Below are 15,413 nucleotides of genomic sequence, written 5' to 3' on the forward strand. Positions count from 1 at the left end.
TAAAATGACTTGGAGGTGACCAGGATGCCATTGACACCCTTGGATATTCATAATAAATCGTTTTCACGCGGATTTCGCGGATATGATGAAGATGAAGTAAACGATTTTCTTGATCAGATTATCAAGGATTATGAAGCTCTGATTCGTGAAAAAAAGGATCTTGAGCAAAAAATTAAGAATTCGGATGAGAAACTGAGCCACTTCTCCAATATCGAAACGACTTTAAACAAAAGTATCCTTGTAGCTCAGGAAACGGCAGAGGAAGTTAAGCAAAACGCGAATAAAGAGGCTAAGCTGATTGTGATGGAGGCAAAGAAAAACGCAGATCGGATCATTAATGAAGCTCTGGAAAAATCGCGCAAAGTCACTTTGAATATTGAAGAATTGAAAAAAGAAGCGAATGTATATCGGACTCGTTTCCAAATGCTGATTGAGGCACAGCTTGAATTGCTTAAAAGCGACGATTGGAAGAGTATGTCCGCGGGAAATGACGACGATAACGAAGAAAATTCGCAAAAAGACGGAATGATTCAGTCACAAGCTTGACGCAAGGCATTTGATTGCATATACTGTCTTACATAAACATTGTTGAGGTCAAGAATCCTAAGATATCGTGGCAATTATATTATTGGCTATTTCTATGAGAGGGAAAGTACTCATTGCAAGGTCACAAAGCGAGCCGGGAGAAGGTGCGAGCCCAGCGCGGACGGCAATGAAGAAAATCACCCTTGAGTTTGGTTCTGAACGCACGGCACTGCCGCGTTAGTAAGATCCGACGTTGATTCGCGTTAAGATAATCATGAGTGGCAGACTTTGTCTGTTATTAGGGTGGTACCGCGGTCCTTCCGTCCCTTTGGGATGTAAGGGCCTTTTTATATAGGGTGTAAAAAAGAAAAACAGAAAGACGATGGAGGCGTTCTACATGGAATACAAGAAGACACTACTGATGCCGAAAACAAATTTCAAAATGCGCGGCAGTCTTCCGACCAAAGAGCCACAAATGCAGGAACAGTGGGATCACGATCATATTTATGAACAATCTTTAAAGGTGAACGAAGGGAAACCAACATTTATTCTGCACGATGGGCCTCCTTACGCAAACGGCAATATCCACATTGGACATGCTGAAAATAAGGTGTTGAAAGACATTATCACTCGGTTTAAGTCAATGACCGGTTATAAAGCTTATTACGTTCCCGGCTGGGATACGCACGGATTGCCGATCGAACAGCAGCTAGCCAAGAAGGGCATTGACCGCAAAAAGATGTCGGTTGCTGAACTTCGCGAAAAGTGCAAAGAATATGCGCTTGGACAGGTAGAACATCAAAAGAAGCAATTTAAAAGACTGGGTGTTCGCGGAGACTGGGATCATCCATATCTGACCTTGCATAAAGAATATGAAGCAGAACAGATCGAAGTCTTTGGTGAGATGGCAAAGAAGGGCTATATCTATAAAGATAAAAAAACTGTTTATTGGTCTCCTTCCTCTGAATCCGCGCTTGCCGAAGCTGAAATTGAATACAAGGATGTCAAATCTTATTCCATTTATGTTGCTTTTCATGTAACTGATGGAAAAGGTGTTCTGAATCCAGATGAAGAGGTCATTATCTGGACAACAACTCCATGGACGATGCCGGCAAACCTTGCTATTGCTGTCAATCCAAAATTTGAGTACAGTGTCGTTCACGTTGCGGATCATAAATATGTCGTTGCAGCTGACTTAGTTGAATCACTGACAAAGACGTTCGACTGGGAAAATCCTCAAGTGCTGCGCACGGTCAGCGGCAAGGATTTGGAAAATGTCGTTTGCCGCCATCCGTTCTATGATCGTCCTTCATTAATGATTCTCGGCGATCATGTGACCCTGGATGCAGGTACCGGCTGCGTGCATACTGCCCCAGGTTTTGGTGCTGATGACTTTTATGTCGGCAAAAAATATGGATTGGATATTCTTTGTCCTGTTGATGATCGCGGCTGCATGACTGAAGAAGCACCTGGATTTGAAGGTATGTTCTATGAGAAAGCAAATGAGCCTGTCATTGAAAAGTTAAAAGAAGTCGGCGCACTGCTCAAGGTCGGCACGTTCACTCACTCCTACCCACATGATTGGCGAACCAAAAAACCGGTCATCTGGAGAGCGACAAAACAATGGTTTGCATCAATTAAGGCTTTTCGCGACGATATTTTAAAAGCGATTCACGAAGTGCATTGGGTTCCGTCATGGGGCGATGTACGCATGACGAATATGATCAAAGACCGTGAAGACTGGTGTATCTCGCGACAGCGCGCTTGGGGCGTTCCGATCCCTGTATTCTATGGCGAAGACGGCGAACCGATCATCACTGATGAAACCACTCAGCACATTGCCGATCTGTTCCGTGAACATGGATCGAACATTTGGTTTCAATGGGATGCGAAGGAATTGCTGCCGGAAGGATTTACATCGGAACACAGCCCGAACGGCATCTTCAAGAAGGAGACAGACATCATGGATGTTTGGTTCGATTCCGGCTCATCGCACCAAGGTGTCCTGACAACGCGTGAAGGATTGCGTCGTCCTGCAGACATGTATCTTGAAGGATCCGATCAATATCGCGGCTGGTTCAATTCTTCATTGGCTACATCGGTTGCTGTTACCGGTCATGCACCTTACAAGCAAGTGCTCAGCCACGGGTTCACTCTTGATGGCAAAGGACTGAAAATGAGCAAATCCGTAGGAAACGTCATTGATCCAATGAAAGTGATGCAGCAATATGGAGCGGATATTATTCGTCTTTGGGTAGCTTCGGTTGATTATCAAGCCGATGCCAGAGTATCAAATGAGATTCTTGGTCAAGTGGCAGAAGTTTATCGCAAGATCCGCAACACCGTTCGTTTTATGCTTGGCAACCTGAGTGATTTTACCGTCGATAAAGTAGTTCCTACACAAGATATGCCGGAACTTGAGCAATATATGCTTGTAAAACTGAATCACTTTACCGAAACGTGCCTGAAAAATTATGAGGAATATCAATTCTTGAATGTGTACAAAGCTCTTCAGAATTATTGTTCGCTTGATTTGAGTGCATTTTATATGGATATCGCAAAAGACGCGCTCTACGTTCAACCTAAAGATTCGTTAGTTCGCCGTTCAGCACAAACAGTTCTTTATAAGACGGTTGTAGCGCTTACCAAATTACTGTCGCCGATCATTCCGCATACTGCGGAAGAAATCTGGCAACACATTCCTGGTGCGAATGAAGCTTCTCATTATGTACAGCTTACCGAGATGCCGAAGCTGGAGAAAATTGCTGATGCAGAAGCACTCGAACAGAAATGGGCATCGCTGGTGGCGGTGCGCGACGATGTGCTCAAATCGCTGGAAAAAGCGCGCGATGCTAAGCTGATCGGAAAATCACTGGAGGCTTCCGTAACGCTTTATGTAAAACCGGAAACAGCGTTCCTAAAAAATGTTACTGACCTTGACAAACTTCTGATCGTCTCACAGGTATCCGTTGTAGAAAATGAAACGATTCCGGAAGCAGCGGATCACTATACGCGGCTTGCTGTTCTTGTGACTGCTGCCGAAGGAGAAAAATGTGAACGCTGCTGGGCAATTTTGCCATCGGTTGGTGAAGACAAAGAGCATCCGACTTTATGTAGCCATTGTGCGGAAACCGTTCGCCATGATTATGCCGGCGTAACGCTTGACTGAGTAACATTGCTCGGCTTTTGATGATCGTGTTCATGGTTCATTAAGAAAATCATTCCCAATCCACGTAAATATTACGCGGTCTAAAAATCCTCCTTTATCCCACACTAAGGAATGTGCGCGGATGCAAAGGGGGATTTTTTATAGATGTGGGGTTACAGAAAAATAAGAAAAAGATTGCTCGATCGAAAACAGGAACTGGAACAGAAGTTAAATCATGATATGGAGACTGCTGCCGAACTTGGTTCAGTTTCAGATATTGCTTCCGGAGAGCTGTCTGCTTATGACAACCACCCGGCTGAATCGGCGACGCAGCTTTATGATCGGGAAAAGGACCTGGCATTTCACAAGCTGGAGCAAAAAGAATATGAAGAGATTAATCATGCTTTAGAGAAAATCCACAATGGCACATATGGATACGACGAGAAAACCGGCGAGAAAATACCCCGCGCACGGTTAAACGCTTTACCGACAGCACGTACGGTGGCAAGCCATTCGGATGTTGTTCACAACAGATCAGTGCGTCCTGTTGAAGAATCAGTGATTATGGATTTAGAAAAACAGGGAGCAACTGATTTTGAGAGCGACGGATATAATGAGCAGAACGCCTTTGACATCGTCTCTCAATACAATGATCAGGAAGGCGTCTTTGAAGATGCGCCGTATTGCGATGACGAGGAAGGTATTGGATTTGTCGAAGAACTGGAAGCTTTTGCGGCTACAGATATTAATGGTTTTTCCGGAGACGATGAAATTCAAATTATGAAAAATCATCATTATGATGATTGGTCGGCAAAGAATGAGGATGAGGATCTGAATCCGACTGAGCGATAATTCAGATTGCAGCAGCAGACCAAAGGGTCTCTGCTGCGTACATATATCTTTTAAACAATCTATGCTAAAATTTAGGGTAAACTAGGAAAAATTTAATTCTGCACGATTGGTGCAGAAAACAACGCGTTTTGGAGGAACTTATTCATGATTTATTACGCACTTGCATTCATTGTTTTACTCATCGACCAGCTTTCAAAATGGCTTGTCGTACATAATATGGCAATTGGTCAAAGCACGCCGATTGTTCCCGGCTTTTTCTACCTGACGTCAATTCGTAATAACGGAGCAGCATGGAGCATTTTGGAAGGACAATTTGTTTTCTTTTTCATTATCACCATTGTTGTCTTGGCTGTCGTTGTGTACTACATGCAGAAATTGGGCAGAAAGCAGCCAATCTTAGGTACATCACTGGGATTGATTATCGGCGGGACGCTTGGAAATTTTATCGATCGGCTGTTTCGCGGTGAAGTCGTCGATTTTATTCACGTCTATATTGTCCGTTATAATTTTCCGGTTTTTAACCTTGCGGATTCCTCGCTTTTTATCGGTGTCGTTCTGCTCATCATTTACTTGTTTCTCGACGGGAAGAAGGAACATTAATGCCTGATATCATGCGGTCAGTTGAAGGAAAGGATGAAGGCAAAAGGATTGACAGTTGGGTGAGCGATGAGATTGCAAACGAATCAAGGAGCAGAATTCAGCAGCTCATCAAGGATGGGCATATAGTGGTCAATGGCAAAGCAGTCAAAACGAGTTATCGGATGAAGACAGATGACCAAGTTTCTGTACACTTGCCGGAACCTGAACCGCTTGATGTTGTGCCTGAAGACATTCCACTTGATATAGTTTATGAGGATTCTTCGGTAATTGTTGTTAACAAACCAAGAGGGATGGTCGTTCATCCGGCACCGGGGCATATGAGCGGCACTTTAGTTAACGCTCTGCTTAGTCACTGTCATGATTTATCAGGTATTAATGGCGTGATGCGTCCCGGAATTGTACACCGCATTGATATGGAGACCTCAGGGCTGTTAATGGTCGCGAAGACGGATGAGGCACACCGGTCGCTCGCTGCACAGTTAAAAGATAAGACAACAAAGCGTATGTATTTAGCAATTGTTCATGGGAGCCTTCCGCATGATGAAGGAACCATTGATGCGCCCATTGGCCGAGCTGATAAAGATCGAAAGAAAATGGCCGTAACAGATAAGAACAGCAAGCATGCAGTGACCCATTTTAAAGTACTTGAGCGATTTGCAAAATACACGTATGTCGCATGCAGACTTGAAACGGGCCGCACACACCAGATTCGTGTCCACATGGCTTACATTGGGCATCCACTTGCCGGCGATCCTAAATATGGGCCACGAAAAACGCTGCCCATTGAAGGACAAGCTCTTCATGCCGCAGAACTTGGTTTCAGCCATCCGGTCACACATGAATTCATGCTTTTTCAAGCACCGCTTCCTGGCGATATGAAGAAACTACTTGAAGATCTTCGAGCAGGCAGATATATGTAAAAAAAATATTTTCATTAAACAAAGCAAAATGCTCATTGTGCATTGACAAATCATCTCTCATTTGGCATACTTGCAATAGCTTAAATGAACTGAATGATTTCCTTTTAATTTTAGTCCCGAGAGACTAAGAAGGGTGATGATTGTCAATGACTATTGGCAACACTGCGGTCTCTTGCTCTAAACGGCAAGACTTTTTTTATGCCGTCAGCAAGAAAACATTTAAAAGCAATTTCGCGAATGACCGCACGCAGACGGCGGGTGATGAACTTTTGGAAGAGAAAGAAATATTGGACGAAAAGGCGATCGCACGAGCACTGACTCGACTTGCGCACGAAGTGATTGAACGCAATGAAGGTGTGGATTCGGTAGTTCTTGTCGGAATTAAGACAAGGGGTATTTATTTAGCCAAACGTCTAAGCGAACGCATCAAAAAAATTGAAAAAAAGGAAGTTGCCGTCGGTGAGTTGGACATTACGCTCTATCGCGACGACTTAAAGAAGAAATCAAATGATCCGGAACTGATTGGAAGCATTCTTCCGATGTCGATTGAGTCAAAGACAGTGATCTTGGTCGACGATGTCCTTTACACGGGTCGAACCATACGAGCGGCTATGGATGCTTTGATGGATCTTGGCCGTCCTCAACGCATTCAATTGGCGGTACTGATTGATCGCGGTCATCGTGAATTGCCGATTCGTCCCGATTATATTGGAAAAAATGTTCCTACTTCTAAAGAAGAAGAAATTGCAGTCCAGCTGACCGAAGTGGACAGCAAGGACACAGTAACGATTCGAGCGACAAGTTAATAATTTGAAACAGAACGTTGAACACCTTTTAAAGGCAGTCCAGAGAGACTGATAAAGAGTGATTGAGCGCAATACGGCTTTTTTTGCAAAACCTCTTTGTCAGATTTTTGATGAAGAGGTTTTTTGTATGCCTATAAGGGCTTATTGGATCAGAATTTGTTTGCAAAAAGTTTATGCAGCGCAATTAGGCGCACATTAAAGACTAGAGGGGGATTTTCAGATGGCTAATCTGCTTAGTTTGAATGATCTTTCAACAACGGAGATCAATTCAATTTTGGACCGTGCGCAGCAAATACATGAGATGAATGATGAGGGATGGGCTGCACCGAATCATACTTTGGTTGCCAATCTGTTTTACGAACCAAGCACGCGCACACGCTTCAGTTTTGAAACAGCTGAAAAGAGGCTGGGCTATCAGGTCCTTAATTTCAGCAGCAATACATCAAGCGCACTAAAAGGTGAAACCCTTTATGATACGGTACGCACGATGGAATCGCTTGGAGCAAAAGCAGTCGTTATTCGCCACCAGGAGCTGGGCTACTATAAGGCGCTTGGTAACATTGATCTCTCGATTCTTAATGCAGGAGACGGGGCAGGAGACCATCCCACACAAGCCTTGCTGGATCTTTTAACTCTGCGACAGGAATTTATGATGCTGCGAGGTTTAACCGTTGCGATCATCGGCGACTTGCGCTACAGCAGAGTTGCAAAATCGGATGCAGAAGTATTGAATCGAATGGGATGCCGAGTGCTGCTCTCCGGACCGGCTGAATGGCAGAATGAATTACTTCCGGGCACGTATGTGACAGTCGATGAAGCGATTGAAGAGGCGGATGCCGTAATCATGCTTCGCATTCAGCATGAACGTCATGAACAAGCCATGAAAATGACAAGAGAAGACTACCATGAACGATACGGACTGACTATGGAACGCACTCTGAGAATGAAACAGGGAAGCATTATCATGCACCCCGGTCCAATTAATCGCGGCGTGGAATTGGACGATGAACTGGTTGAGAGTGAACGTTCCCGGTACTTCAAACAAATCAAAAACGGTGTCTTTGCACGGATGGCTGCATTGGAATGGGCAATCAGTACTGAAGCTAAGGTGCTTGTTGAACCAGTTGCTGAAAAAATGTGATGTACTAAATTTTCGCAAACAAATGGGATTGTGCCCATTTGATATAAAGGAGTGGCAATCAATTGAAAAGACAGCTGATATTGGAAAACGGAGCAGCATTTGTCGGTGAGGGATTCGGCAGCAGCTCCGAGATGAAGGGTGAGGTCGTCTTTAATACAGGAATGACCGGTTACCAAGAATTGATTACCGATCCGTCTTATTGTGGACAAATTGTCACAATGACTTATCCGCTAATTGGAAACTATGGAATTAATCGTTCAGATAATGAATCCGGTCGTCCCAGCATTTCAGGGTTGATCGTTAAGGAAGTCGCAAAAACACCTTCTCACTGGCAAAAAGAAAAAACGCTCAGTGAATGGCTGAACGAATACGATGTTCCGGGGATCGAAGGAATTGACACACGCAAGCTCACCAAAATTATTCGTGAATACGGGACATTGCGCGGAAAGATTGTATCTGCTGATGCCGATCCGGCTAAGGTTGCTGCAGAGCTCAAGCAATGGCCGCTTCCTACCGATCAGATCAGCCGAGTATCAACGAAATCCGCTTATGTCACACCGGGTTCAGGACCGCGTGTGGTGCTGGTCGACTTTGGTGCGAAACAAGGTATTCTTCGTGAATGTATTAAAAGAAACTTTGATGTTGTCATCGTTCCTTATCAAACAACGGCAGACGATATTCTGAAACTTCGCCCGGACGGCGTCTTGCTGAGTAACGGACCTGGGGATCCTAAAGAAGTGCCAGATGCGGTAGAGGCAGTTCGGAAAATTCTCGGGAAGGTTCCTGTTTTCGGCATTTGCCTTGGTCATCAGCTATTCGCACTTGCTTCGGGAGCTAATACAGTTAAAATGCGCTTTGGACACCGCGGCGTTAATCACCCAGTGAAAAATCTAAGATCAGGAAAGTTTGTCATTACTTCACAAAATCATGGCTTCACAGTGGAAAAAGAATCACTGAACGGTACAGATCTGGAAATTACTCATGTAGCGATTAATGATGGAACAATAGAAGGTTTGCGTCACACGAAGTATCCGGCGTTCAGTGTTCAGTATCATCCGGAAGCTTCCCCGGGACCGGATGACAGTCAGGATCTTTTTGATGAATTTCTCAGCATGATGGAAACGAACAAGAAAGAGGGTGCAGAGCTTGCCTAAGCGCACAGATATTAAGAAAGTATTAGTCATCGGTTCAGGACCGATTATCATTGGTCAAGCAGCGGAATTTGATTATTCCGGCACGCAGGCTTGCCAATCCTTGCGAGAAGAAGGCTATGAAGTCGTTCTTGTCAACTCCAATCCGGCAACAATCATGACGGATACCGATATTGCAGATCGCGTATATATTGAACCTTTGACCGTTGAATTTGTCAGCAAGATTATTCGTAAAGAGCATCCGGACGGCCTGCTTGCAACATTAGGCGGTCAAACCGGCTTGAATCTTGCGGTGCAGCTGCATCAATCAGGTGTACTGGATGAGTTGAACGTTCAATTTCTTGGAACAAACCTCGATAGTATTGAACAGGCCGAGGACCGTGAGAAATTCCGTAACTTGATGATTGAACTTGGCGAGCCTGTTCCTCCAAGCGAAATTGTTACCAGTTTGGAAGAGGCGCGTACTTTTGTTAAAAAAGTGGGCTTGCCGGTTATTATTCGTCCAGCGTTCACTTTGGGCGGAACAGGCGGAGGAATTGCCTCAACGGACGAAGAACTGGACACGATAGCAGAAAATGGATTGAAGCTAAGTCCAGTAACTCAAGTATTGATTGAAAAGAGTATTGCCGGTTTCAAGGAAATTGAATTCGAAGTGATGCGTGATGCCAATGACGGCGCAATCTCAGTCTGTCACATGGAGAATATTGATCCGGTTGGCATTCACACCGGTGACTCAATCGTTACTGCTCCTTGTCAGACATTAAGTGATCGTGATCTGCAGCACCTTAGAAGTGTATCGTTGAAGATTGTGCGTGCGTTAAAGATTGAAGGCGGCTGCAATGTGCAGCTTGCTCAGGACCCGCATAGTGATCGTTATTTTATCATCGAAGTTAATCCGCGTGTCAGTCGATCATCGGCACTTGCCTCGAAAGCAACAGGGTATCCGATTGCTAAAGTAGCGGCAAAAATTGCTGTCGGTTATCATTTGGATGAAATTAAGAACGCCGTAACGGGTACAACATATGCCAGCTTCGAACCGACGCTGGATTATGTTGTAACGAAAATCCCGCGTTGGCCATTTGATAAATTCGATGATGCCAAACGGACGCTTGGTACGCAGATGAAAGCAACCGGTGAGGTTTTGGCGATGGGCCGTAATTTTGAGGAATCGATTTTAAAAGCAGTTCGCTCACTTGAGAATGGTACCTTGCACTTAGAACTTAAAGAAACTGAAGATATGAGCATGGACGATTTGTTCAATATTATTAAGAAAAAAGATGACCGTCGATTATTCTTGATTGCTGAAACATTGAGACGCGGAGCTGACATTGAAGAAATTTGGGCATGCACGCAGATCGACCGCTTCTTCTTGAACAAAATCGCAAATATCGTAGCGATTGAAGAAGAGCTTGCAGCATCACCAAATAACGAGACTATTCTTCTTAGAGCGAAAAAGCATGGCTTTAGTGACTGGAAAATTGCGCAATGCTGGAAGACAACGGAAAAAGCTGTCTCCGAGTGGCGCAAAGAGATCGGTATTCGGCCTGTTTATAAAATGGTTGATACCTGTGCAGGAGAATTCACCTCGGAAACGCCTTACTACTACAGCAGTTATGAGGATGAGAATGAATCTGTGGTCTCTGAACGTGAGAGCGTCATCGTACTGGGTTCTGGTCCAATCAGAATTGGACAAGGTGTTGAATTCGATTACGCGACCGTGCACGCTGTATGGGCAATTAAGCAACAGGGCTACGAAGCAATCATGATTAACAATAACCCGGAAACCGTGTCGACGGATTTCAGTATCTCGGATAAGCTCTATGTTGAACCATTGACGCTTGAAGATGTCATGCATGTGATCGACTTGGAGAAACCAAAGGGTGTTGTCGTTCAGTTCGGAGGTCAAACAGCAATTAATCTTGCATCAGGGCTTGCAGCAAATGGTGTCAAGATTCTTGGAACAACACTGGATGCGATGGATCAAGCGGAAGATCGTGACCGCTTTGAACAGCTGCTTCTTAAACTCAATGTTGATCATCCCGCAGGCGATACAGCTTTCTCAACGAAGGAAGCTGTAAAGATTGCCAATCGACTTGGCTATCCTGTCCTTGTTCGTCCTTCCTATGTACTCGGCGGACGCGCAATGGAGATTGTTTATAATGAAGCTTCTCTCAAGCACTATATGGATCATGCAGTTCTGATTAATCCGGATCATCCTGTGCTGGTTGACCGTTACCTGATTGGAACGGAAATCGAACTTGATGCCTTGTCTGATGGGGAGAATGTGTACATTCCAGGTATCATGGAACATATTGAACGTGCAGGCGTACATTCAGGAGACTCCATTGCGGTTTATCCGGCGCAGACTTTAAATGCTGAAGTAAAACAAGAGGTTGTCAACACGGCAATCAAAATTGCTCGAGGTCTCAAGGTTGTCGGTATGATGAATATTCAATTTATCATTCACAATAATCATGTATATGTGATTGAAGTAAATCCAAGAGCAAGCCGTACTGTTCCATTTTTGAGCAAAATCACAGGTGTTCCGATGGCAAAAGTTGCGACAAAGCTCATTCTTGGCGAAAAACTAGAAAAACTTGGTTATAAAACCGGTATTCATCCGGAACCTGAGCGCGGCGTCTATGTCAAAGTCCCGGTATTCTCATTCGCCAAACTACGCCGTGTCGATGTGACACTTGGACCGGAAATGAAATCGACCGGAGAAGTCATGGGGCAGGATGTCACGGTAGAGAAGGCACTGTACAAGGGATTACTGGCAAGCGGAATGACGATTCCGGCACATGGATCTGTACTCTTCACCATTGCTGATAAAGACAAGGAAGAGGCGCTTGCACTAGTTAAGCGGTTCTATGATATCGGCTACAATATACTGGCTACTGAAGGCACAGCTGCAATGATTGCAGAACGTAATATTTCAGTCACAACCGTTAACAAGATCGGAGGAGAATCACCGAATCTTCTCGATGTGATCCGCCACGGCGGTGCGCAATTCGTTGTCAACACATTGACAAGAGGTCAGCGTCCCGCTCGAGACGGATTCCGTATTCGCCGTGAATCGGTTGAAAACGGCGTTGTTTGTCTCACATCACTTGACACGACCGAGGCACTCCTTACCGTTCTTGAATCACTCGCTTTCCAAACCGAATGCATGCCGCAGATGGATGATCACTCGACGGTTAAGGAAGGGAGCGGCAACAAAGCAGGTGTCGTTCAATGATGCAGGAAAACATGCGGGTGCTCGCGCATGAAGAAATCGCCGACAGCGTTTACGAGTTAAAGCTGGAAGGTGAGCTGGTTCAGGCAATTACTGAGCCCGGACAGTTTGTCCACATAAGGGTTGCAGGTCGTACGCAGACCATTGCGCCGCTTTTGCGACGACCGATCAGCATTAGTTCGGCAGATTCTTCGACAAATACGATAACGTTGATTTATCGAAGCGGTGGATTAGGAACGGGTCTCTTGTCTGAGACCAAGATTGGCGAAAAGGTTGATGTACTTGGACCGCTTGGTCATGGTTTCCCTGTTGACGCGACGCCATCAGGCGGCAAAGCGTTGATGATCGGCGGCGGTGTAGGTGTGCCTCCACTTTATGGGCTTTCGCAGGCATTAATTGCACGGGGTGTACAAGTCACACATGTTCTTGGATTCCGCTCTGCAAAGGATGTCTTTTACCAAACGGAATTTAATAAAATGGGACAGACGATTGTGATGACTGAAGACGGGACAAGCGGGAAGCAGGGCAGAGTCACCGATGTGCTCGATTCAGTTGACTTTGATGTTGCATACGCATGCGGACCGATTCCGATGTTAAGAGCGCTTGAGCAAGCGATTACTGAAAAACCGCTTTTCGTTTCATTGGAACAGCGTATGGGTTGCGGCATCGGCGCATGCATGGCATGTGTTACGCATACAACTGATCCGAATGATGCAAAAGGCTATCGACGTGTTTGCTGCGATGGACCTGTTTTCAAAGCGAGGGAGGTTGAATTATGCTAGAAGTTCAATTGCCCGGGCTAGATTTAAAGAATCCGGTTATGCCGGCCTCCGGATGCTTCGCTTTCGGCGCGGAATACAGCAACTTATATGATCTAGAGGTACTTGGCGCGGTTACGATTAAAGCGGCGACTTTGGCGCCACGCTTTGGTAATCCGACACCGCGTGTTGCTGAAACTCCGGGAGGTATGCTGAATGCGATTGGTTTGCAGAATCCGGGAGTTAACGAAATCATTCGAAAAGAATTACCTCGATTTGAGGATATTAAGGTTCCGGTCATTGCCAATATTGCGGGCAGCGAGATGGATGATTATGTCTTAACTGCAGAAAAAATGTCAAAGCAATCCGTCGTCAATGCACTGGAGCTCAATATTTCATGTCCGAATGTAAAACATGGCGGAATCGCTTTTGGCACAGTTCCCGAAGTTGCTGCAGAATTGACAGCAAAGGTAAAAGCCGTTTCGGAAAAGCCGGTTTATGTAAAACTTTCGCCGAATGTCACCGATATTGTCGCTATGGCGAAGGCAGTTGAAGAGGCAGGAGCAGACGGGCTGTCGATGATCAATACGCTGCTCGGTATGCGCATCGATTTGAGAACGCAAAAACCGGTTCTGTCTAATCTAACCGGCGGACTAAGCGGTCCGGCGATCAAACCGGTTGCCATACGCATGATTTATGAAGTCAGCAAAAAAGTATCGATTCCAATCATCGGCATGGGCGGTATTCAAAACGCCGATGATGTCATTGAATTCTTCCTGGCAGGAGCGAGTGCAGTTGCAGTAGGGACGGCTAATTTCGTTGATCCTTTTGTCTGCCCGAAAATTATTAAAGAGCTGACCGAGAAACTGAATGCAATGGGAGTTTCGGATATAAATGAACTCGTTGGAAGGAGCTGGAAGAAATGAATGAAGAAAAACAGGTGATCGTTGCCTTGGATGTGGCATCAAATGATGAGATGCTGCAGATGCTCAAGAAAATCCATCGTCCCGGCTGCTATGTAAAGGTAGGCATGGAACTTTATCTTCAAAATGGTGCGGATATCGTTCGTATACTTAAATCAGAAGGCTATTCGGTTTTTCTCGATTTGAAATTGCATGACATCCCGCATACGGTTTATCGGGCAATGAAAGGGCTGGCTCGCCTTGGAGCAGATATGATTAATGTCCATGCAGCAGGTGGCGCGGAAATGATGCGCGCAGCTGCTGAAGGACTTGGCGAAGGTGCACAATCCGAACGTCCGATCTGCCTTGCGGTCACACAGTTGACGAGCACTGATCAGACAATGCTTGAAAATGAGTTGTTAATTAAACGGCCGATTGATGAGGTCATCACTCAGTATGCTTCGCTTGCTTATTCTTCCGGAATGGACGGCGTTGTCTGCTCGGCTTGGGAAGCACAAAAGATAAAAAATCAAACATCGTCCGAGTTCCTTGCGGTGACGCCGGGAATTCGATTGACCGATGATGATGCAGGAGATCAAAAGCGCGTCGCGTCTCCTGCACAAGCACGTCACCTTGGAAGCGACTATATCGTTGTCGGCAGAAGCATTACAGCCGCGGCTGATCCTGAAGAGGCTTATCAGCGGGTACTTGATGACTGGAGGAATCAAACATGGAAAACAACAAACTAATTGCACAAGATCTTTTAAAAATAAACGCCGTCGTCTTGAGTCCGGACGATCCGTTTACATGGGCATCCGGTATCAAATCTCCGGTTTATTGCGATAATCGATTAACACTTGCCTATCCCGATGTTCGCAAGGATGTCATTAACGCATTCGTTGCGCTCATTAAAAAAGATTATCCGGATGCTGAAGTCATCGCCGGAACAGCGACAGCGGGTATCCCCCATGCGGCATTGATTGCTGAGGCGATGGGACTGCCAATGGCTTATATTCGTTCATCAGCTAAATCGCATGGCCGTAAGAAACAAATCGAAGGCATTATTAATCCGGGACAGAAAGTCGTTGTTATTGACGATCTGATTTCAACAGGCGGAAGTGTATTGACTGCAGTTCACGCGGTTGAAGCAGCGGAAGCAGAAGTACTGGGTGTTGCCGCAATTTTTACATATCAATTACCACAAGCAACAATTAATTTTGAAAAAGAAAATGTGCGATTAACTACGCTTACCAATTTTGACACGCTCATTCATTTGGCGGAAGAACAGGGCAAAATCAGTGGCACACAACTTGAACAGCTTAAACTTTGGTACGCAGATCCTACATCAGAAGACTGGCGTGCGCAAAAGAAATAA

The 15,413-nt window shown here is 45.3% G+C and carries 13 protein-coding genes and 1 other annotated feature; all 13 genes read left to right on the plus strand.

The features are described 5' to 3' along the window. The first annotated feature begins 24 nt into the window (after positions 1 to 24). The 13 genes from NOM01_RS02625 to pyrE all read left to right on the plus strand — a co-directional run bounded on the left by NOM01_RS02625 (position 25) and on the right by pyrE (position 15,413). A complete protein-coding gene (locus tag NOM01_RS02625; protein ID WP_255746162.1) occupies positions 25 to 546 on the plus strand; it encodes a DivIVA domain-containing protein in 522 nt (173 codons plus the stop codon). A gap of 85 nt (positions 547 to 631) precedes the next feature. Further along, positions 632 to 856, plus strand: a binding site (T-box leader). Positions 857 to 922: 66 nt separating this feature from the next. Further along, the gene (gene ileS, locus NOM01_RS02630; RefSeq protein ID WP_255746164.1) at positions 923 to 3,694 is read left to right on the plus strand and encodes an isoleucine--tRNA ligase; all 2,772 of its coding nucleotides are present in this window, start codon (positions 923 to 925) and stop codon (positions 3,692 to 3,694) included. A 144-nt stretch (positions 3,695 to 3,838) separates the two neighbouring features. After that, complete coding sequence (locus NOM01_RS02635; protein ID WP_255746166.1) at positions 3,839 to 4,525, plus strand: TraR/DksA C4-type zinc finger protein; 687 nt, start codon at positions 3,839 to 3,841, stop codon at positions 4,523 to 4,525. A 144-nt stretch (positions 4,526 to 4,669) separates the two neighbouring features. Next, positions 4,670 to 5,125: a signal peptidase II gene (gene lspA / locus NOM01_RS02640; RefSeq protein WP_255746168.1), complete on the plus strand. Its 456-nt coding sequence runs from the start codon at positions 4,670 to 4,672 to the stop codon at positions 5,123 to 5,125. Next, a complete protein-coding gene (locus tag NOM01_RS02645; RefSeq protein WP_255746170.1) occupies positions 5,125 to 6,045 on the plus strand; it encodes an RluA family pseudouridine synthase in 921 nt (306 codons plus the stop codon). The genes lspA and NOM01_RS02645 overlap by 1 nt, the downstream gene beginning before the upstream one ends. Positions 6,046 to 6,314: 269 nt before the next feature. Next, on the plus strand, positions 6,315 to 6,851 hold the full coding sequence (gene pyrR, locus NOM01_RS02650; protein ID WP_255746620.1) for a bifunctional pyr operon transcriptional regulator/uracil phosphoribosyltransferase PyrR: 537 nt from the start codon (positions 6,315 to 6,317) through the stop codon (positions 6,849 to 6,851). 220 nt (positions 6,852 to 7,071) lie between these two features. Beyond that, complete coding sequence (locus NOM01_RS02655; protein ID WP_255746172.1) at positions 7,072 to 7,992, plus strand: aspartate carbamoyltransferase catalytic subunit; 921 nt, start codon at positions 7,072 to 7,074, stop codon at positions 7,990 to 7,992. A 62-nt stretch (positions 7,993 to 8,054) separates the two neighbouring features. Further along, entirely contained in the window at positions 8,055 to 9,146 is a 1,092-nt protein-coding gene (locus NOM01_RS02660) for a carbamoyl phosphate synthase small subunit (protein ID WP_255746174.1), read from the plus strand. Continuing rightward, positions 9,139 to 12,381: a carbamoyl-phosphate synthase large subunit gene (carB, locus tag NOM01_RS02665; RefSeq protein ID WP_255746177.1), complete on the plus strand. Its 3,243-nt coding sequence runs from the start codon at positions 9,139 to 9,141 to the stop codon at positions 12,379 to 12,381. The genes NOM01_RS02660 and carB overlap by 8 nt, the downstream gene beginning before the upstream one ends. Next, on the plus strand, positions 12,378 to 13,160 hold the full coding sequence (locus tag NOM01_RS02670; protein ID WP_255746178.1) for a dihydroorotate dehydrogenase electron transfer subunit: 783 nt from the start codon (positions 12,378 to 12,380) through the stop codon (positions 13,158 to 13,160). The genes carB and NOM01_RS02670 overlap by 4 nt, the downstream gene beginning before the upstream one ends. After that, a complete protein-coding gene (locus NOM01_RS02675; protein ID WP_255746179.1) occupies positions 13,154 to 14,062 on the plus strand; it encodes a dihydroorotate dehydrogenase in 909 nt (302 codons plus the stop codon). The genes NOM01_RS02670 and NOM01_RS02675 overlap by 7 nt, the downstream gene beginning before the upstream one ends. Continuing rightward, positions 14,059 to 14,787 (plus strand): orotidine-5'-phosphate decarboxylase, encoded by a 729-nt coding sequence (gene pyrF, locus NOM01_RS02680; protein WP_255746180.1) that lies wholly within the window; start codon positions 14,059 to 14,061, stop codon positions 14,785 to 14,787. The genes NOM01_RS02675 and pyrF overlap by 4 nt, the downstream gene beginning before the upstream one ends. Then, positions 14,769 to 15,413 (plus strand): orotate phosphoribosyltransferase, encoded by a 645-nt coding sequence (gene pyrE, locus NOM01_RS02685; RefSeq protein WP_255746181.1) that lies wholly within the window; start codon positions 14,769 to 14,771, stop codon positions 15,411 to 15,413. The genes pyrF and pyrE overlap by 19 nt, the downstream gene beginning before the upstream one ends.

The organism is Sporolactobacillus sp. STSJ-5 (genome assembly GCF_024385605.1).
In the GTDB taxonomy this organism is placed as follows: Bacteria; Bacillota; Bacilli; order Bacillales; family Sporolactobacillaceae; genus Sporolactobacillus.